Origin of the sequence: Bittarella massiliensis (ex Durand et al. 2017) (assembly GCF_009876955.1) — a bacterium.
Classification (GTDB): domain Bacteria; phylum Bacillota; class Clostridia; order Oscillospirales; family Ruminococcaceae; genus Bittarella; species Bittarella massiliensis.
Window position 1 is genome coordinate 138,741 of sequence record NZ_WWVY01000004.1, and the last position, 20,169, is coordinate 158,909.

Consider the following 20,169-nt stretch of genomic DNA (forward strand, 5'->3'; position numbering starts at 1 on the left):
TCGCGCCGCCCGGTTCAACACCTTCGGGGCGGTTTTCCCCCCTTCGGCCCGCTTCGACATTTGGCACAGGGAAAGGGGGGCTTTTTCTCCGTTTCGCAAATTGTTCTCCCCCGCCGTCCTGTGGTATCCTGTTAGGGAACGCCATACGCCCAAATGAGAAAGGGGGCCCCTCCCTTGCGAACCGTCCTCTCCTACCTGCGCCCCAGCGCCAAAAAGATGGCCTGGGGGCTGACCATCAAGTTCCTCGGCACCGTCATGGACCTGCTCCTCCCCTGGATACTGGCCTTTGTCATCGACACGGTGGTCCCCCGCCGCTCCCTCGCCCAGATCGCCCTCTGGGGCGGGGTGATGCTGCTGTGCTCGGTGCTGGCGGTGGTGGGCAACATCGCCGCCAACCGCTCGGCCGCCCGCATCGCCAGGGACGCCAGCGAGCGCATCCGCCATGACCTCTTCTCCAAGATCGCCCACCTCTCCTGCCGGCAGATCGACGGCTTCACCGTCCCCTCGCTGGAGGCGCGGCTCACCACCGACACCTACAACGTCCACCAGATGCTCAACATGATGCAGCGGGTGGGGGTCAGGGCCCCCATCCTCCTGCTGGGGGGCGTGGCGGTCACCCTGACGCTGGAGCCGGTCTTGACCCTGGTGCTCCTCTCGGTGCTGCCGCTGATCGCCCTGGTGGTCTTTTTCGTCTCCCGCAAGGGGGTGGGGCTCTTCTCCGCCATGCAGCGCTCGGTGGACGCCCTGGTGCGCACCGTCCGCGAGGACGTCACCGGCATCCGCATCATCAAGGCCCTCTCCCGCACCGAGGGGGAGAAGACCCGCTTTGACGGGGTCAACCGGGCGGTCTCCCGCCGGGAGACCGCCGCCTCCACCACCATGGCCCTCTCCAACCCGGCCATCAACTTCTTCCTGGGCGCCGGGCTCACCGGGGTCATTTTGGTGGGCGCTTTCCGGGTCGACAGCGGGCTCACCCAGCCGGGCACCATCCTCGCCTTCCTCTCCTATTTCACCATCATCCTGGGCGCCATGCTCTCCATCACCCGGGTCTTTGTCATGTACTCCAAGGGCGCGGCCTCCGCCGCCCGCATCCAGGAGGTGCTGGCCGCCGAGGGCGAGCCCGAGACCCTCGCCGCCGCGGCGTCCGACCGGGGGGCGGCCCGCCTCTCCTTCGAGGGGGTCACCTTCTCCTACGGTGGGGGGGAGCCGGCGGTGGAGGACATCTCATTTTCTGTGGGGCCGGGGCAGACCCTCGGGATCATCGGCGCCACCGGCAGCGGCAAGAGCACCCTCTGCAACCTGATGCTGCGCTTTTACACCCCCGACAAGGGGGTCATCCGCCTCGACGGGCGGGACATCCGCGCCATCCCCCTAAAGGAGCTGCGCAGCCGCTTTGGGGTGGTCTTTCAAAACGACCTCCTCTTCGGCCGCACCGTCGCCGAAAACATCGACTTTGACCGGGGGATCGCCCCCGACCGGGCCGAGGCGGCCGCCGGCTGGGCCCAGGCCGACTTTGTCGCCGGGCTGGAGGGGGGCTTTGCCCACCCGCTGGCCGCCCGGGGGACCGACCTCTCCGGCGGGCAGCGGCAGCGGCTGCTGGTGGCCAGGGCCCTGGCCGGCGACCCCGACATCCTCATCCTCGACGACGCCTCCTCCGCCCTGGACTACCAGACCGACGCTAAGCTGCGCCAGGCGGTGCGGACACACTGCGCCGACGCCACCTGTGTGGTGGTGGCCCAGCGGGTCAGCTCGGTGATGGGGGCCGACCTCATCCTGGTGCTCGACGAGGGGCGGCTGCTGGGCTGCGGCAGCCACGGCCAGCTGCTGGAGAGCTGCCCGCCCTACCGGGAACTCTACGCCCTGCAGATGGGAGAGGGGGCGGCGCAGTGAAGGGCTCTTACAACATGCAGACCCCCGGCGGCCACCGCCGCCCCTCGGGCAGCCAGGAGCGGCCCCGGGACACCCGCTACACCCTGCGGCGGCTCTGGGGTTACCTCTGCCGTCACCGCTGGATGCTGCTGGCCGCGGCGGCCCTCGCCCTGGCCAGCAACCTCCTGGCCCTGCTGGGGCCGATGCTCTCCGGCCTCGCCATCGACGCCATCGGCACCGTCCCCGGCCAGGTGGACTTTCCCCGGGTCTTTTTCTACGCCGGGTGGATGCTGGCCTTCTACCTCCTCTCGGCCCTGCTGGGCTACCTCTTCTCGCTGCTGATGATCCGCTTGAGCCAGCGGGTGGTGCGGCAGATGCGGGGGGACCTCTTCTCCCACCTGATGGACCTGCCGGTGCGCTACTTCGACAGCCACCAGACCGGCGACATCGTCAGCCGCATCTCCTACGACATCGACACGGTCAACACCTCCCTCTCCAGCGACCTGTTGCAGATCGGGACCAGCGCCATCACGGTGGTGGGCTCCTTTGGGATGATGCTGGCCATCTCCCCGGCGCTGCTGGCGGTCTTTGCCGTCACGGTGCCCCTCTCCATCCTCTGGACCCGCTACATGACCCGCAAGGTGCGCCCCCTCTTCTCCCGCCGCTCGGCCGAACTGGGGGCCCTGGGCGGCCTGTCGGAGGAGGCGGTCTCGGGGCTGCGCACCGTCAAGGCCTACTCGGGGGAGGAGGCGGTGACCGCCCGCTTTGACGCCCAGGACAAGCGGGCCCTGGACGCCCAGTACGCCGCCGACTACTACGGCACCATGACCGGCCCCTCGGTCAACTTCATCAACAACCTCTCCCTCACCCTGGTGAGCGTGCTGGGGGCCACCCTCTTCCTCTTTGGCAAGATCACTTTGGGCAACCTCTCCTCCTTTGTCCTCTACTCCCGCAAGTTCTCCGGCCCCATCAACGAGATCGCCAACATCGCCAGCGACCTGCAGTCGGCCTTTGCCGCCGCCGAGCGGGTCTTCCGCCTCATCGACGAGCTGCCCGAGCCCGCCGACGCCCCCGACGCCCTGCCTGCCGGGGCGGTGCGGGGCGAGGTGGAGCTGGACCGGGTGAGCTTCGGCTACGACCCGACCGCCCCCGTCCTCAAGGACTTCAGCCTGCGGGCGCCGCCGGGCAGCCTGGTGGCCATCGTCGGTCCCACCGGCGCGGGAAAGACCACCGTCATCAACCTGCTGATGCGCTTTTACGACCCCCAGTCCGGCGAGATCCGCCTGGACGGGCGGGAGACCCGCCGCATCACCCGCGACAGCCTGCGCCGCTGCTACACCCTGGTGCTGCAGGACACCTGGCTCTTCTCCGGCACCATTGCCGAGAACATCGCCTACGCCCGCCCCGACGCCACCCGAGAGGAGGTCGTGGCCGCCGCCAAGGCCGCCCACATCCACCGCTTCATCTCCCAACTGCCGCAGGGCTACGACACCCCCCTCACCGGGGACGAGGCGGCCATCTCCCGGGGGCAAAAGCAGATGCTGACCATCGCCCGGGCCATGCTCTTGCAGTCCAACATGCTCATTTTGGACGAGGCCACCTCCAACGTGGACACCCGCACCGAGCGCCGCATCCAGGGGGCCATGCGCCAGCTGATGGAAGGGCGCACCTGTTTTGTCATCGCCCACCGGCTCTCCACCATCCAAAACGCCGACGTCATCCTGGTGGTGAAGGACGGCCGGGTGGTGGAGCAGGGCGACCACGCCTCCCTGCTGCAGCGGGGTGGGGCCTACGCCGAACTCTACTGGGCCCAGTTTCAGTGAGGGGGCTGCCGGCAGACAAAAAAGGAGGCAGCCCCGAGCGGCCGCCCCACAAGGCGGGGCACCGCGTCTTTGCGAGAAAGGGGCGCAGCGTCCCGACGGCGGCACCGGCGCCCGCCCCGGCTGCCCGGCAGGGCCCTGCTCCCCCGCAACCGCCAGAGGGGGGTCAAAAAGCAAAACACTCTGTGGAGATGCGCCGTTTCATCTCCACAGAGTGTTTTTATATCGCCCTTCCCCTCGCGCAAACCGCTCGCCCGGCGATAGGTCCTCCCCCTCCAGGCCCCGTCCTCACGGCCTCTCCGGGGCCACCACCCGGTTTTTCCCCGCCGCCTTGCCCCGGTACATCTGCCGGTCGGCCAGCAGGATCATCTCCCGGGCGGTGAGCCCCTCTGCGCCGGTGCTGAAGCCGACGGTCAGGGTGATGTGCAGCCGCGCCTCCCCCCAGCGAAAGGGGTGGCCGGAGACGGCGGCGCACAGCCCCTGCAGCCGCTCCATCACCTCGCTTTGGACGAGGCCGCGAAAGAGGAAGATGAACTCCTCCCCGCCCCAGCGGCAGATCTCCACTCCGTCTCCCAGCTGCCGCCGCATGAGCTGGGCCAGTTCGGCCAGCACCGCGTCGCCGCAGGGGTGTCCCCAGGTGTCGTTGACGGCCTTGAAGTTGTCGACGTCGCCCAAGGCCACCGCCGCCAGGCCGCTGCCGTCCTCCACTTTGGCCAAAAAGGCCCGGCGGCTGAGCAGCCCGGTGAGGTCGTCGAAGTTGGCCAGAGCCTCCAGGCTGCGGTTTTCCGCCCGCAGCTCCTGCCGGCTGACCGCCGCCGAGACCTTGGCGGAGATCGCGGCAAAGAGGATGACGGTGAAGCAGGCGCAGGCGTTGTAGAGGTAGAGCCACAGCTCCCCCCTCCCCCGCAGCACCGGGGTGGCGATCCCGGCGGGGGCCGCGCACCTCAGGGCGAGAAAGAGCAGTATCTCCAACGCGGCGAAGAGGTAGACCACCCCTTTGTGCCGGAAGGGGCGAAAATAGGTCACCGAGAGCATCGCCACCAGGTAGAGGGCAAAGCCCGACCCCCACCCCAAGACCAGGGTGCTCACCGCGGCAAAAAGGCAGACTTCCAGGTGGACGCAGGTCACAGCCAGGCGGTAGCGGCCCCGCTCCACCACCAACAGCATGGCGCCGTAGAAGAGGGTGCTGCCCGCGTTGTAAAGGGAGAGGGAGAGTGGCCCCAACAGCCCGAAGAGCACCGCGTAGGAGAGGTGCGCGGCCGCGGCCAGCCCCACGATCTGGCGGTAGGCGCGCTTCACGTGGCCGCCTTCCCCGCGCAGGGCGTCTGTGCGCCCCGACCCCGCCCTCACCGCTCTGCCACCGGCCAGTACTTCTCCTCAAAGGCCTCTCTGGCAATGGGCCGGGAGACGTAGTACCCCTGCACGCTGTCGGCGTTCAAGGTCTGCACCGTCTTCAGTTCGTCGAGCTGTTCGACCCCCCTCGACACAGACCGAGATGCCCACGCTGTGGCAGAGTTGGATCACCGCGGCGATGAAGGCGCGGTTGAACTCGTGCGTCTGGTCGTTGATGAGGGAGATGAAGAGCCGGTCGATCTTCACAATGTCCGCCGGCATCTGGGTGAGCATCCCCAGGGAGGAGTAGCCTGTCCCAAAATCGTCCATGGCGATCTGGATGTGGGAGCCCCGCAGTCCCTGAAAGGCCTCTCTCAGGGCGGGCATGTCGGTGACAAAGCAGCTCTCGGTCAGCTCCAGCACCAGGTGCCGGGGGGCCAGCTCATACCGCTCGAGCAGGTCCAGCACAAAGGGGACAAAGGCCTTGTCCGCCAACTGCAGATAGGAGACGTTGACGTTCATGACAAAGTCTGGGCAGAGATCCAGCCAGCGCTTGCAGGTGGCCACCGCCTCCTCCAGCACCCACCGCCCCAGTTGGATGATGAGACCGCTGGATTCCAGCAGGGGGATAAACTCCACCGGCGACACCGGGCCAAAGGGCTCGCAGGACCAGCGCAACAGGGCCTCGGCGCCGATGAGCCGCAGGCCGCCGCCCTCCTCAAAGCGGACAAAGGGCTGGTAGACCAGTGAGAAGTGCTCCATCCCGCTGCGGACGCTCTGCTGCAGGCAGCTGGTCAGCTCCATCTTGCGGATGCGCTGCTTCAGCAGGTCGGGGGTGAAGGCGGTGCAGCGGTTCTTGCCGCCGTCCTTCGATGCCTCGAGGGCGCTCTCGGCGTATTTGAGCAGGTCCAGGTAGTTGTCCGCGTCCCGGCCGATCTGGGCGGTGCCGCCGGAGATGGTGCAGAAATAGGGGGTGCCGTCCACCTCCCGCTCCCGGTTGGCGCAGAGGTGGATGGTCCGGTAGAGCTGCTCCATCTCCTCCGGCGAGGCCCCCGGGCAGACGACGGCGAACTCGTCCCCGTCAAAGCGGTACGCCTCCGCCCGCGGGGGGAGCAGCCGCTGCAGGTCCTGGGCGATCTGGCGCAGCACCGAATCGCCGAAGATATGGTTTTTCAGGTTGTTGATCCGCTTGAAGTCGTCCAGCCCCAGCAGCAAGATGCCCCCCGGCGCCTCCGCCTGCTCCAGCAGGCGCTCGACCCGCTTGCGGCACTCGCCCTGGGTGAAGAGGCCGGTGGTGGGGTCGATCTTCCCCTTGTTGGCGATGGGGGCCACCACCCCCGCAAAGGTGACCGGCCGGCCCACCTCGTCCCGGTTGAGCAGGCCCCGGCAGACCACCCAGACATATTCGCCCCCGCGGTTTTTGACCTGGTATTCCACGTTGTGCTCGTCGGTGCGGCCCGCCAGCATCTCGTCGATGGAGTCAAAGTAGCGCTTTTGGTCCCGGGGGTGGACCAGTTCCCCCCAGAGGGGCACCAGCCCGGGCACAAGCCGCCCCGGCAGCGCAAAATCCTGCGCCATGTTTTCCGAGACCAGGGCGAGATCGGCGGACATATCCACAATGTAGATATAGTCCTCCGTGCTGTTGACAATTGCCTTGTAGAGCACCTGCGCGTCGATGGGAAACGACTGGATCGCGTGGGAGCTGATGTGCGGAGTCTCCATTGGTGGCCTCCTCGCCAGAGATCCCGGCGCCCTTTCAAGCGGGTGCTGAAAGTCTCTCTTTTTGTTTCCTTTTTATAAAGCAAACCTGCACAGTCAACTGTATTATAGCACGCCATCGCGCCGCCGGGCAATTATCCCTTTGATTTGCAATAAAATCCGCTTTTTCAAAATTCACTTAGGCGGCCTCGCCCCGGGGCGCGCGGGGGAAGGCCAGGGCCAGCAGGCAGAGCAGGGCCATCAGCCCGCCGGCGGCCCCGAAGAGCACCGGGTAGCTGCCCCCGGCCAGGGGCGCCACCAGGTAGGTGGGCAGGAGAAAGCCCCCCAGCATCTGCAGGGTGGCGATGATCCCCCCCGCCGCCCCGGCGTAGCGGGGGCCGATCTCGGGCAGGGTGGCGGGCAGGGAGAGCAGCAGGGGGAAAAACATCCCCAGGGCCACCCCGGTGACAAAGAGGACCGCCCCCATGACAAGGCCCTGGGGCAACATCCAGCCAAAGGCCGACCCCAGGCCAAAGACCGCCCCGGCCCCCACCAGGCAGCCCTTGAGGCTGCCGGTCTTTTGCAGCAAAACCGGCCCCAGCAACGCCCCGAAGATGTTGCCGACCGTCACCGCCGAAGCGGCCACCCCGGCGGCGGCCGCGGTCATCCCCCGCACCTGTTGCAGGGCGCTGGGCAAAAAGGCGTTGAGGAGGACGCAGGCCCCCATCAGGCAGGCCATACAGCCCCCCGCCAGCCAGACCGAACGGCTGCGGGCGGCCACCGCCACGCTCTCCTTTGCCGAGGGGGGCGCGGCCTCCTCTTCGGCGGGCGCGTCCGACGCCCCCTCCGGCCGCTCGCGCATCAGCAGCAGCCAGAGCAAGGCAGCTGCCGCGCAGACGGCAAAGGCCACCCAGTAGGCCGCCTTGGCGCTGGGGAGCAGGGCGGTGGTGGCCAGGGCCGCCGTCATCCCCACCGGGGAGGAGGTGAGCACCGCCCCCGCCACCGTTCCCGCCCGCTGCGGGGGGTACCAGTTCCCCACCACCTTGGCAGTGTTGGCGTTCAAAAAGGCCATCCCCACCCCCAGCAGCACCATGCTCCCCATCAGCCCCAGGTAGCTGCCGCAGAGGGGGCGCAGGGCGGTGCCCAGGGCGCTGACGGCCAGCCCCACCCCCGCCACCCGGCGCACCCCCCAGCGGTCGGAGAGGGCCCCGGCAAAGAAGGAGAGGAGGAAGGCCGGGATCATCGGCGCCGAGAAGGCGCTGGAAAACTGGGCGGCGTTCAGCCCCAGGGCGGCGGTGATCTCCGGCCCCAGGGGGGAGAGTTGGTACTGGGCGTAGTTGACCGCCAACAGCCCGAAAAAAAAGACCGCCATGGTGGCCGCGCCACGGCCGCCTGGCCGCTTGTTCTGTCTGTGCAAAAAAAATCGTCCCCTCTCTGGCACGCCAGCCGCGGGCAGGGCCCGCGATTGGCCGATAGCTGCATTGTATCACAGCCGCTTTGCCGGGTGATACCGGCAAAAGCACAGAAGAAAGGGACGAAATCCCGGCATTTTGCCGGAACCGGCCCTCCGGCGGCGAAAACGCGGGATGGCGCCCGGTCCAAAATCGTGCTAAAATAGGCAAAGATCGGCAGATTTCGGTCGCTTTTGGACCGTTTTGGACCATATCGTCCCGCGGCGGGACCTGCCAAAAAAGGAGGACGGACCTTTGCAGTCAAATCCCTCGCTCGCCCGGCGGATGACCGCCCAGTACGCCAGCTTACAGGGCGCTTACTGGATGGTCTTCTGCGCCGTTATGAGCTTTGCCTCGGCCTTTTTGCTCTCCCGCGATTTCGACAACACCCAGATCGGAGTGGTGCTGGCCCTCTCCAACGTGTTCGGGGCGCTGCTCCAGCCCGCGGCCGCCTCCCTGGCCGACCGGGCGCGCCGGTTCTCCCTGCGGCAGATCACCGCCGCCATCGCCTTTGCAGCGGCCGCCCTCTCGGGGGTGCTACTGGCCATCCCCCACTCCTTCTGGCTGACGGCCGTCCTCTTCTGCCTGGTGGCCACCGCCATGCTCACCGTTCAGCCCCTGATCAACGCCCTGGGGTTTGTCTACGAGCGGTGGGGGCTGCCCATCGATTTCGGCCTGGCGCGGGGGATCGGCTCCCTCTGCTATGCGGCGGTCTCGTTTTTGCTGGGGCTGCTGTTGGAGCGGTGGGGGGCCGACGTGCTGCCGGTGGGGTTTGTGCTGCTCTACCTCCTCATTGCCCTGCTGGCCTTGACCTTTCGCGCCAAGGGGCTGGCCGACGCCCCCGCCGCCAAGGCCGCTGAAGAGGGGGCGGGAGAGGGGGAGCGCCCCTCCTCCCTGCTGGAGTTCTTCCGGCAAAACCCCCGCTTCACCCTCTTTCTGGCGGGGGCGACCTGCGTCTTTGTCTTTCACACCATGCTCAACAACTTCCTGATGCAGATCGTGGTGCACGCCGGGGGGCAGAGCGCCGACTTCGGGGCCGCCCTCACGGTGGCCTTGGCCCTGGAACTGCCCACCATGGCCCTCTTTTCCCGGCTGGTGCGCAGGGTCCGCTGCGAGACCCTGCTGAAAATCTCGCTGGGGTTCTTCCTCGTCAAGGCGGTGCTGCTGTTTGTGGCCCGCGACCCGGGGGGCGTCTACCTGAGCCAGGTCTTTCAGGTGGGGGGCTTCGCCCTCTTCACCCCGGCAGCCGTCCACCACGCCAACGCCGTCATCGCCGGGGCCGACCGGGTGAAGGGGCAAGCCATGCTGGCGGTGACCAACACCCTGGGCGGGGTCTTCGGCTCGCTGCTGGGGGGCTGGCTCATCGACCGGGCGGGCATCCCCGCCATGCTGCTGTTCGGGGTGGGGATCACCGCCCTGGGCGGCGCGGTGGCCTGGCTGGCCCTGGGGCGCGCCCCGGCCCAAAAGGGCTGACCCGGCTCTTTTTTGGGACGGGTCCTGTGGCTTGGCGACGGGGATGGGTATCGGCGCCAGTGACCGGGGGGCAGCGGGGCAGACGGGCGGCAGGGAGGGATGTGCGCGGCAACCGGCATTCAGGTGCGCCCCTTTGACCCGCCGGGTGACGCCCTGCGCCGGAAAAATACCGCGGCGGCAGAGAAATTTCTGTGCTTGCCGGGTGGACGCCCCCGATGGATGGGGTTCTTTGCCTCGGGGGAGGGGATTTCCTGTGAGCGGGCCTTTACCGAGGAGGGCTGCCCGGACATCGCTCGGGGGGTGGGCGGAGATGGCCCGTTTCCTGGCCCGGCAGGTCGCCTCCCCCTGCCCAACCGCCCGCCTCTCGGTCTGCTCTGCTCCGAGCCACCTGATTGCCGAGACCGCCCCTCTGCGGCACCGACCATCGGGATGACCTGGCCCCCCCTGCGGCGGCCACATCCTCCCCACCTTTTGGGCCGGGGAAAGGACCGTCTGCGGTGCGGCCATCCGTCCAGAGAACTGGTGGGGATGGGCCCCGCCCTCCCCGGCCCTGGCGGGAGGGTGGAGAGGATACGCGATGGAGAGGCATTTTGTTCGCAGGCCCTACGGCCCGGCCGACGGCACCCTGCGGCGGAAAACTCCGCGGGCGGTCATCGGCCGCATGACCGCCGCCGGGAAGGACCTACTCACCCGCTGGAAGCTCTTTGCGCCCTCGGACGAGGTCGCCCAGGCACTGGATGTTGCCGCCCCACGGGGACCGGCCGTCAACCGGGGCATAAGCTATGCCCGCCGGACCAACGGGCCCTGCGGGCGGGATTTCCCGGCCGGTCGTTTCAAAGCCCGGCGGTGCGGCTGACCGGCGGCCCCACACCATCTTTGTGGAGGTGGACGGGGCCATTCCCCCTCTTAAGCCTGGGGCGGAGGAACGGGCCCCAGCCAGCAACTCGGCGCACCCGTTGCGCCGCTCCATCCGCAGAGGGGGAAAGGGGCTACACTGTGACGAGTTCGTGGACCCCATCGGCGAACTGTTCGAGTGGGGTGCCAGACGCCCAAAAGAGAGGGGGCCGTCCTGCGGGACGGCCCCCTCTCTTTTGGCTGGTGGCTAGAGCTCTTTGAGGAAGCAGACGATCCTCCCCACCTCTCGAAAGCCGGCGCGGCGGTGAAAGCTCTGGCTGGCGGCGTTGCCGAAATCGCAGTCGCTGGCGAACTGGCGGCAGCCCCGACCCCTGGCCCAGGCCTCGCACCGCTCCAACAGCCTGCGGGAGAGGCCCTGGCCACGGCAGTCCGGCTCCAGGTAGATGCCCTCCAGATACCCCACCGGGCCGGGGCGCGCCCCCTCGACGTAGTCGCGGCGCAACTGGCACTGGGCGTACCCCACCGGTCGCCCCGCCTGCCAGGCCAGAAAGATGGCCCCGTCGGGGCCGAAGAAGCAGGGGGCCAGGTCCTCCGCCAGCTCTTCCGCCCCGCTTCCCGGCCAGAGTTTGCCCGCCAGGGCGAGGGCGGCGGCCCGGTCGGCAGGACCCGCCTGCCGCACCTCGGCCCCCTCCTGGAGGCGACACTTTTCGGTGAGTCGGCGGCAGAGGTCGCAGGGGGTGTAGAGCCCCTCTTCCCCCACCTCGATCCCCCGTTCCCCGGCGTAGGCCCGGTAACCCGCCACCCCGCCCTGGAGGAGGGCGGCGATGTCGGGGCGGGCAAAGGGATCGTAGCCGTCGACGATCTCGTCGATCCCCTGGGAGCGCAGGTCGCCGATGGAGAAGGCGCAGAGGGCGACGGTCCCGTCGGGCAGGACCGAGAGGGTCTCGCCCCGGTCCAGGGGGGTGGTGTAGGGGGCCTGCCCGCAGCGAAAGGAGTCGTCGAGGGCGGCAGGGCGGGAGAAGTACCGCCCCAGGTGGCGGGCGGCGCTGCCCGCCGGGGCGATCTGGTTGCCGCTGCTGACCGCAAAGCCCTCGGCCACAAAGGTGGCCAGCACCCGGCGGGTCTCTTCGTCCCACTCGTTTTGCCCCTGCGGGCCCTGGAGCCAGGCCGGGTGGATGCGGAGCCGGCAGCGGCCGTCGGCGGCCAGACGGCGGGCAAAGTCCAACGCCGCGGAGAGGGGGATGCGCCGCTGGTGGAAGGCGTCGGCCGAGAGGAGCACCTCGGCCCCCACCTCCCCCAGCCAGCCGACCACCTGGGCCACCCGGGCGGGGTCGCGGGAGAAGTAGCCGTTGGTGATGACCTGCCGCCGGGGGATGCCGGCGGCCCTGGCCTCCCGCAGGAGGGCGACGGTGTCCTCCGGCCAGAGGAGGGGCTCGCCCCCAAAGCACATCGCCGAGCGCAGGGGGAAGCGCTGTGCCAGCCGGGTGAGCACCCCCTCGCAGAGGGCGTAGGGGAGGTGGCCGGGCGGGTGGTCGGACATCTCCCCCTGGGAGCAGTGGGCACAGCGGCCGGTGCAGTGGTAGGTCATGGTGAACTCGACCCGATCGAGGTTTAGATACATCTCTCTTCTCCCCCGTTGCGACAGTTTTTCCCATCATAGCACAGACGGGGAAAAAGAAAAAGCGGGGCGGCAGAGAGCCGCCCCGCCTGATTTTGCGGGCAGGGATCAGACAAAGAGGGTGGAGACCGACTTGTCGGAGTAGATGCGGGCGATGGCCTCGGCAAAGACGGGGGCCACCGGGAGGATGCGGAACTTGTCGAGCATCTTCTCGGGGGGGATGGGGATGGTGTCGAGGAAGACCAGCTCTTTGATGGGGGACTCCTTGATGCGCTCGATGGCGGGGCCGGAGAGGACCGCGTGGGTGGCGCAGGCGTAAACCTCTTTGGCGCCCTTGCCCATGAGGGCCTTGGCGGCGTTGCAGAGGGTGCCGGCGGTGTCGATCATGTCGTCGGCGAGGATGACGGTCTTGTCCTTCACGTCGCCGATGATGTTCATCACCTCGGAGACATTGGCCTTCTGGCGGCGCTTGTCGACGATGGCGATGGGCACGTCGAGCTTTTGGGCGAAGGAGCGCACCCGGGTGACCGACCCCAGATCGGGGGAGACCACCACCAGATTTTCCTTCTTGCCGGCGAACTTCTTCTCGTAGTAGGGCTCCAGCAGGGGGACGCCCAGCAGGTGGTCCACCGGGATGTCGAAGAAGCCGGTGAGCTGGGCGGCGTGCAGGTCCATGGTCAGGACCCGGTCGGCCCCGGCGGCGGTGATCAGGTCGGCCACCAGCTTGGCGGAGATGGGGTCGCGGGCCTTGCTCTTGCGGTCCTGGCGGGCATAGCCGTAATACGGGATGACGGCGGTGATGCGGCCGGCCGAGGCGCGCTTGAAGGCGTCGATCATGATGAGCAGCTCCATCAGGTGCCGGTTGACCGGCGCGCAGGTGGACTGAACCACGAAGACGTCGGAGCCGCGGACGGTCTCGTGGATGGAGACCGAGATCTCCCCGTCGGAGAACATCCCCACGTCCGATTTGCCCAGAGGCAGGCCCAGGTATTCGGCGATCTCCTCGGCCACCTTCTTGTTGGAGTTGGCGGAAAAAATCTTAATGTCCTTGCCGTGTACGTTCATAGCTTTTTAACTCCCCTATTTATCTGGCTGCCCCGCACCGGTGCGACGGCAGCGTTTTGCACCCTGCGGCGCTACCGTTCCTCTTCTTTTTTCTTTTTGGCCTTGGCGATGCGGCCGGCCAGCTTTTTGCCGGCCCAGTTCTCGATGGTCTTTTGGTACCCGCGCTCGATGGCCAGGGCGCCGTCGGGCACGTCCTCGGTGATGGTGGAGCCGGCGGCAGTGTAGGCCCCCTCCCCCACGGTGACCGGGGCCACCAGGTTGGTGTTGCAGCCGATGAAGGCGTTGTCGCCGATGACGGTGCGGTACTTCTGGCTGCCGTCGTAGTTGACGGTGACGCAGCCGCAGCCGAAGTTGACCCCCGAGCCCACGTCGCTGTCCCCCACGTAGGTGAGGTGGGCGACGCTGGTGCCCTCCCCCACGGTGGAGTTTTTGATCTCGACGAAGTTGCCCACCTTGGCGCCGTCTTGCACCCGGGAGCCGGGCCGCACCTGGACGAAGGGCCCCATCCGCACCCCGGAGCCGATCTCCGAATCGGTCACCTGGGAGGCGTTGAGCACGGTGCCGTCGCCCACCACCGCGTCGGTGAGCAGGGAGTTGGGGCCGATGGTGCAGCCGCAGCCCACCACGGTGTGCCCCTTGATGATGGTGCCCGGGAGGATGGTGGTGTCCGCCCCGATCTCGCAGTCGGGGGAGAGGACGATGCCGTCGAGGGTGACGAACTCGACCCCTTGGCGCATCTGCTTTTCAATGACCCGGCGGCGGGCAATCTCCCCCAGCTTGTAGAGGGAGAGGCGGTCGTTGGCCCCCAGCACCACATCCTCGCTCTGGGCGGTGTAGGTGCCGGCGCCCCTGCCGGCGCGCAGCAGGAGGGAGACGGTGTCGGTCAGGTAGTACTCGCCCTGGGCGTTGTCGTTTTGCAGCTGGTGGAGCACCTCCAGCAGGGCGGCGGTCTCAAACCAGTAGGCGCCGGAGTTGACCTCGCGGATGGCCCGCTCGGCCTCGGTGGCGTCTTTCTGCTCGACGATCTTGGCGATCTGCCCGCCGTCTTTGACGATGCGGCCGTAGCCGGTGGGATCGTCGAGTTCGGCGGTGATGACGGTGACGGCGTTGCCCGACTGGAGGTGGCTCTCCAGCGAGCGGCGGATGGTGTCCTCGTCGACAAAGGGGGCGTCGCCGCATAAAATAAGGGTATGCCCGTCCCGGTGGGAGTTGAGAAATGCCTCCCCCTGCAGCACGGCGTGGCCCGTTCCCAGCCGTTTGGTCTGCATGGCGACGGTAAACCGATCCCCCAGGACCTGGCATACCTCTTCACTGCCGTGGCCCACCACGACACAGATGTCCTCGATGCCCGCCCGCTCCAGCGCGTCGGTCACCCAGGAGATCATCGGCTTGAAGAGGACCTCGCAGAGCACCTTGGGTTTGCGCGAGCGCATGCGGGTCCCCTCGCCCGCCGCCAGGACGACGGCGTTGATGGCTGCTTCCATGTACTTGCCTCCTGTTTCCAGTTGTGTTCGGCATGGGGGAAGGCGCGCGGCCCCGCCCCGGCATATAAGCTACCTCGTTTTTGCACAGTGCCCTCCAGGCGCAAGAAAGCCCCTTTTCCCATGGGGGAAGCGGGGTCTTTTTGACGAATCGGCACACTGTTCTTTATATAATTATTACAACTTCCCGTCCCTTTTGCAAGCCCTTTTTCCGGCTCTGGGGAAAATCTATTGAAAATCACCAATAAAACGCAAAAAAAGCAAATTGGGTATAGCAAATACAGTCTCGATTTGCTATAATGGGCGCATAGACGGTGCGTCTGAACAGATTGGGGATGAGAGGACTATGTGGGCTCTTTCCGGCGAGGGGGGAGCGCGCATAGTCTTTGTGGTGTCCAAATCTGTTTACAAAAAACAGGAGGTAGATACCCGTGAGCACGAAATACGTGTACAAGTTTTCCGAAGGCAACGGAACCATGCGGGAGCTGTTGGGCGGCAAAGGCGCCAACCTGGCCGAGATGACCAACCTCGGCATGCCGGTTCCCCAGGGCTTCACCGTTACCACCGAGGCCTGCACCAAGTACTACGAGGACGGCAAGCAGATCAACGAGGACATCCAGAAGGAGATCTTCGAGAATCTGGCCGAGTTCGAGAAGCTGGTCGGCAAAAAGTTCGGCGACCCCGAGAACCCGCTGCTGGTGTCGGTCCGCTCCGGCGCCCGCGCCTCTATGCCCGGCATGATGGACACCATCCTCAACCTGGGCCTCAACGACGAAGTGGTGGAGGGCTTTGCCAAATTCACCAACAACCCCCGGTTTGCCTACGACTCCTACCGCCGGTTCATCCAGATGTTCTCCGACGTGGTGATGGAGCTGCCCAAACCCGAGTTTGAGAAGATCATCGACGCCAAGAAGGAAGAGCGCGGCGTGACCCAGGACGTGGAGCTGGACGCCGACGACATGAAGGACCTGGTGGTCCGCTTCAAGGCTTTCTACAAAGAGAAAAAGGGCACCGACTTCCCCGCTGACCCGAAGGTCCAGCTGATGGAGGCCGTCAAGGCCGTGTTCCGCTCTTGGGACAACCCCCGCGCCAACGTCTACCGCCGCATGAACGAGATCCCCTACGACTGGGGCACCGCCGTCAACGTGCAGATGATGGTCTTTGGCAACTCGGGCGACCGCTCCGGCACCGGCGTTGCCTTCACCCGCAACCCCGCCACCGGCGAGAAGGCCCTCTTCGGCGAGTACCTGATCAACGCCCAGGGCGAGGACGTGGTGGCCGGCGTGCGCACCCCCTCCCCCATCTCCCACCTGCACGAGGACATGCCCGAGGTCTACAACCAGTTCGCCGAGATCGCCAACCGGTTGGAGCAGCACTACCGCGACATGCAGGACATGGAGTTCACCATTGAAAACGGGCAGCTGTTCATGCTGCAGACCCGCAACGGCAAGCGCACCGCCGCCGCCGCCCTGAAGATCGCCGTCGACCTGGTCGACGAGGGGATGATCACCGAGGACGAGGCCGTTCTGCGCGTCGAGCCCAAGCAGCTGGACTCCCTGCTGCACCCCCAGTTCAACGCCGACGAGATGAAGAAGGCCGAGTGCATCGGCAAGGGCCTGGCCGCCTCCCCCGGCGCCGCCTGCGGCAAGGTGGTCTTCACCGCCGAGGACGCCAAGGAGTGGGCCGAGAAGGGCGAGAAGATCGTCCTGGTCCGCCGCGAGACCTCCCCTGAGGACATCGAGGGGATGAACGTGGCCGAGGGCATCCTGACCGTGCGCGGCGGCATGACCTCCCACGCGGCCGTCGTGGCCCGCGGCATGGGCACCTGCTGTGTCTCCGGCTGCGGCGAGATCGTCATCGACGAAGAGGCCAAAGAGTTCTCCCTGGGCGGCAAGACCCTGCACGAGGGCGACTTCCTCTCCATCGACGGCTCCACCGGCAACATCTACTACGGCGCCATCCCCACCAGCCCCGCCGCCATCTCCGGCGACTTCGGCCGGTTCATGGGATGGGCCGACAAGGTCCGCAAGCTGAAGGTCCTGACCAACGCCGACACCCCCCGCGACGCCAAACAGGGCCGCGAGTTCGGCGCCCAGGGCATCGGCCTGTGCCGCACCGAGCACATGTTCTTCGAGGAGAGCCGCATCAAAGCCATGCGGGAGATGATCGTGGCCGAGAACACCGAGGACCGCAAAAAGGCCCTGGCCAAGATCGAGCCCTATCAGCAGGGCGACTTTGAGGCCCTGTACGAGGCCATGGAGGGCGACCCTGTCACCATCCGCTTCCTCGACCCGCCGCTGCACGAGTTCCTCCCCACCAAGGAAGAGGACATCAAGGAGATCGCCGACGAGCTGGGCATCACCGTTGCCAAGCTCAAAGAGGTCATCGCCTCCCTGCACGAGTTCAACCCGATGATGGGTCACCGCGGCTGCCGTCTGGCTGTCTCCTACCCGGAGATCGCCGAGATGCAGACCACCGCCGTCATCAAGGCTGCCATCAACGTGACCAAGAAGGGCAACTTTGCTGTGAAGCCCCAGATCATGATCCCGCTGGTCGGCGAAGTCAAAGAGCTGAAGTTTGTCAAGGACGTGGTGGTCGCCACCGCCGACAAGCTGATCGCTGAGTCCGGCATCGACCTGGAGTACGAAGTCGGCACCATGATCGAGATCCCCCGCGCGGCCCTGACCGCCGACGAGATCGCCACCGAGGCCGAGTTCTTCAGCTTCGGCACCAACGACCTGACCCAGATGACCTTTGGGTTCAGCCGCGACGACGCCGGGAAGTTCCTCGATTACTACTACGACAACAAGATCTACGAGTCCGATCCCTTCGCCCACCTGGACCAGAAGGGTGTTGGCAAGCTGGTTGAGATGGCCGCCAAGCTGGGCCGCCAGACCAGACCCGACATCCACCTGGGCATCTGCGGCGAGCACGGCGGCGACCCGACCTCGGTCGAGTTCTGCCACCGCGTCGGCCTGGACTATGTCTCCTGCTCCCCCTTCCGGGTGCCCATCGCCCGGCTGGCTGCTGCGCAGGCCGCTCTGAAAGACAAATAAGCCATTTGAGAGCTGATGAGAGCCCCGTCGAGGCGCGAAAGCGCCCGGCGGGGCTCTCTTTTTGGATTTTTCTGGGAAGGGGGAGTTGTTTGGTGGGAGGAGGTCAGCAGGGCGAAAGGGCTTTCGGCGAGAGAGAGACTCGGGGGGAAGGCGGTCCGGTGGAGAGGGAGGTCTTCGGAGAGAGAGCTCGATGAGGAGGGGGTTCGGTAGGAAGGGATGCCTCCGGCGAGGGGGGGTCTTTGGCAAGAAGGGGCGGTCTGGCAAAAGGGGACCTCGGCAGGGAGGAGCTCCGCCCCGATAAGGGGAAAGCCCGGTGGAGGGAGACTCGGTGAAGAGGGCGCTCTGGTAAAGAGGAGGCCCAGTAGAGGAGGGGGCCTGGTGAAGCTCGACAGAAAAGGGGCCTTGGTGGAGAGGAGCCCTGGCAGGAAAGGGTCTCGGCGAGGGGCAATTCGGTGGAGAGGGACTTTGACAAGGCAGGAGCTCCGGCGGGGGAGAAGGCCCCGGCGAGGAGGGGGCACGGTGAAAAGAACGCCTCAGTGAAGAAGGGGTTCGGCGGAGAGAGGCTCCCAGTGAAGAGAGGGCCTTCAGCAAGAGGAGGAGGCCTGGCTGCGAGGGGCCTCGACAGAGAGTGTCTCTGATGAAAGAGGAGCCCTGGCGAGGAAGGGGGCCAGTGGGAAGAAGGTCTTGGCGAGGAGGGGGCCCGGTGAAGAGGAGGGCCTCGGCAGGGAGAGGGTCCTGGCGAGGAAGGGCCCCGGCAGAGAGGGGCCGTTCATCTGTCTGTCACAAAAAAGCAGTATACTATTATTTTACTGCGGGCCGGTGGAAAGCCGGCCCAGCTCCCCACCGGAAAGGATGCTTGCCATGTTTTCGCTCTCTCCCCACGGCCGACAGCCCCGACGGCTCGGCCGCAGTCCCGGACGCTGGAAAAAGGTCACTGCCCTCTCCCTCGCCCTTCTCCTCGCCTTTGGCGGAGGGGTGGCGCTGGAAGGGGCGCTGGGCCTCTTCTCCCCCTTTGGCGCACAGGGATACCGCAAACTCACCGCCAGCTATCGGGCCCTGCGGGACCGGTGGTACTTTGGCGGCGAGGTGGAGGATCTGTCCGGCCGGCTGACCGACCAGGCCCTGGCGGGGATGGCGCAGAGCGAGTTGGACAGCCACACCGGCTACCTTCCCCCCGCCCTGCGCACCCGGAGCGAGAAGAGCCTGGCCGGGGCGTCGGTCGGGATCGGCGTGGTCTACCAGCAGGCGGACGGCGGCTTTTTGGTGGTGCAGGTGGTGGACGGCTCACCGGCCGCCGAGGCGGGCATCCTGCCCGGAGACCTGTTGGTGGCGGTGAACGGTGTCCCCTTCTCCCAGCTGGAGGATCCGGCGGCGGAGATCGCCGGGGAGGAGGGCACCGCCGTGCGGGTGACCGCGGCGCGAAACGGGGTGGAGACCGAGTACGCCCTGGAGCGGCGAACAGTGGACAACTCGGCCAGCGGGCGGGTGGTCGACGGAGTGGGGGTGCTGACCATCCGCTCCTTCACCAGCACCCTGGGCGCGCGCACCGGCGAGGTGTTGACCCAGTTGCAGGAGGCCGGCTGCACCGAACTGATCATCGACCTGCGGGGCAACGGCGGCGGCTATGTGGACGCCGCGGTGGAGGTGGCCAGCTACTTTCTGCCCGAGGGGGCGGTGGTCTACAAGGAGGAGAACAAGGCCGGCAAGGTGCGCGAAATCACCGCCGACCGCGAGACCGAGCGCCGCTCCTTTGGGCGGATCGCCGTGCTGGTGGACGGGGACACGGCCAGCGCCTCTGAGATCCTCACCGCCGCCCTGAAGGAGCAGCTGGGGGCGACGGTGGTGGGGACTGCCACCTACGGCAAGGGGACGGTGCAGTCCACCCTCCTCTTCGGCGATGGGAGCGGGCTCAAGTACACCCGCTACCGCTGGCTGACCCCCGGCGGCGGGTGGGTCAACGGCCAGGGGATCGCCCCCGACCTGGAGGTTTCACAGCCCGGCGCGCTGGAGACCCCCGCCCCGCAGATGGCGGAGGGGGAGACCACCTCCCCCGACCAGGTGGGAGAGGCGGCCGGCCCGGTGCAGACTTACCTGGCCTTTTTGGGCTACCCGGTCGCCCGCCAGGACGGCTACTACGCCCCGGGCTCCGCCGCCGCCGTGCGGGCCTTTCGGGCCGACGCGGGGCTGCCCGAGGGGGAGGCGATCGACAGGGACCTCTGCCGCGCCCTCACCCAGGCGGTGACGCTGAAGTGGTACACCCAGCAGAGCGAGCTGGATGTCCAGCTCGAGCGGGCGGTAGAGGCGATGAAATAGTAAATATTTCACAATGATGTACAGAAAGCTTTGAGCCATATTTTCTAGTCGCTCTCCTGGCTCTGCTGGGCGGGGCGGCAGTTCTGACGCTGCGCAAGAAAGCGCAGTAATTCCCGTCAAATAGCCATTCAAAAAGAG

General features: G+C 66.9%; 12 protein-coding genes. 6 read left to right on the top strand and 6 right to left on the bottom strand.

The window, feature by feature from the left end:
* Positions 1-174: 174 nt before the first annotated feature.
* Both GT748_RS06665 and GT748_RS06670 read left to right on the top strand, forming a co-directional pair.
* On the top strand, positions 175-1,890 hold the full coding sequence (locus tag GT748_RS06665; protein WP_205301330.1) for an ABC transporter ATP-binding protein: 1,716 nt from the start codon (positions 175-177) through the stop codon (positions 1,888-1,890).
* Entirely contained in the window at positions 1,887-3,692 is a 1,806-nt protein-coding gene (locus GT748_RS06670; RefSeq protein WP_021659488.1) for an ABC transporter ATP-binding protein, read from the top strand. Before GT748_RS06665 ends, GT748_RS06670 begins: the two co-directional genes overlap by 4 nt.
* 285 nt (positions 3,693-3,977) lie before the next feature.
* On the opposite strand, the gene GT748_RS06675 is transcribed toward GT748_RS06670, so the two are convergent.
* The 3 genes from GT748_RS06675 to GT748_RS06685 form a co-directional block, all read right to left on the bottom strand.
* Complete coding sequence (locus GT748_RS06675) at positions 3,978-4,988, bottom strand: GGDEF domain-containing protein (protein WP_244273535.1); 1,011 nt, start codon at positions 4,986-4,988, stop codon at positions 3,978-3,980.
* Between the two features lie 78 nt (positions 4,989-5,066).
* Positions 5,067-6,743: a bifunctional diguanylate cyclase/phosphodiesterase gene (locus tag GT748_RS06680; protein WP_021659491.1), complete on the bottom strand. Its 1,677-nt coding sequence runs from the start codon at positions 6,741-6,743 to the stop codon at positions 5,067-5,069.
* Between the two features lie 175 nt (positions 6,744-6,918).
* Positions 6,919-8,136 (bottom strand): MFS transporter, encoded by a 1,218-nt coding sequence (locus GT748_RS06685; RefSeq protein ID WP_073261192.1) that lies wholly within the window; start codon positions 8,134-8,136, stop codon positions 6,919-6,921.
* A 289-nt stretch (positions 8,137-8,425) separates the two neighbouring features.
* On the opposite strand from GT748_RS06685, the gene GT748_RS06690 reads away from it, so the two are divergent.
* Together GT748_RS06690 and GT748_RS06695 are read left to right on the top strand one after the other, a co-directional pair.
* Entirely contained in the window at positions 8,426-9,643 is a 1,218-nt protein-coding gene (locus GT748_RS06690) for an MFS transporter (RefSeq protein ID WP_052537599.1), read from the top strand.
* A gap of 577 nt (positions 9,644-10,220) precedes the next feature.
* The gene (locus GT748_RS06695; RefSeq protein ID WP_044992020.1) at positions 10,221-10,499 is read left to right on the top strand and encodes a hypothetical protein; all 279 of its coding nucleotides are present in this window, start codon (positions 10,221-10,223) and stop codon (positions 10,497-10,499) included.
* A 246-nt stretch (positions 10,500-10,745) separates the two neighbouring features.
* Here GT748_RS06695 and aac(6') read toward each other — a convergent pair whose 3' ends face one another.
* The 3 genes from aac(6') to glmU all read right to left on the bottom strand — a co-directional run bounded on the left by aac(6') (position 10,746) and on the right by glmU (position 14,665).
* Entirely contained in the window at positions 10,746-12,119 is a 1,374-nt protein-coding gene (aac(6'), locus tag GT748_RS06700) for an aminoglycoside 6'-N-acetyltransferase (protein ID WP_021658497.1), read from the bottom strand.
* Between the two features lie 105 nt (positions 12,120-12,224).
* Entirely contained in the window at positions 12,225-13,181 is a 957-nt protein-coding gene (locus GT748_RS06705) for a ribose-phosphate pyrophosphokinase (protein WP_021658498.1), read from the bottom strand.
* Between the two features lie 71 nt (positions 13,182-13,252).
* The gene (gene glmU / locus GT748_RS06710) at positions 13,253-14,665 is read right to left on the bottom strand and encodes a bifunctional UDP-N-acetylglucosamine diphosphorylase/glucosamine-1-phosphate N-acetyltransferase GlmU (protein ID WP_021658499.1); all 1,413 of its coding nucleotides are present in this window, start codon (positions 14,663-14,665) and stop codon (positions 13,253-13,255) included.
* A gap of 428 nt (positions 14,666-15,093) precedes the next feature.
* On the opposite strand from glmU, the gene ppdK reads away from it, so the two are divergent.
* Both ppdK and GT748_RS06720 read left to right on the top strand, forming a co-directional pair.
* Positions 15,094-17,718, top strand: coding sequence for a pyruvate, phosphate dikinase (ppdK, locus tag GT748_RS06715; RefSeq protein WP_021658502.1), 2,625 nt, complete (start codon positions 15,094-15,096; stop codon positions 17,716-17,718).
* Between the two features lie 861 nt (positions 17,719-18,579).
* A complete protein-coding gene (locus GT748_RS06720; RefSeq protein ID WP_044992021.1) occupies positions 18,580-20,031 on the top strand; it encodes a S41 family peptidase in 1,452 nt (483 codons plus the stop codon).
* Positions 20,032-20,169: the final 138 nt, after the last annotated feature.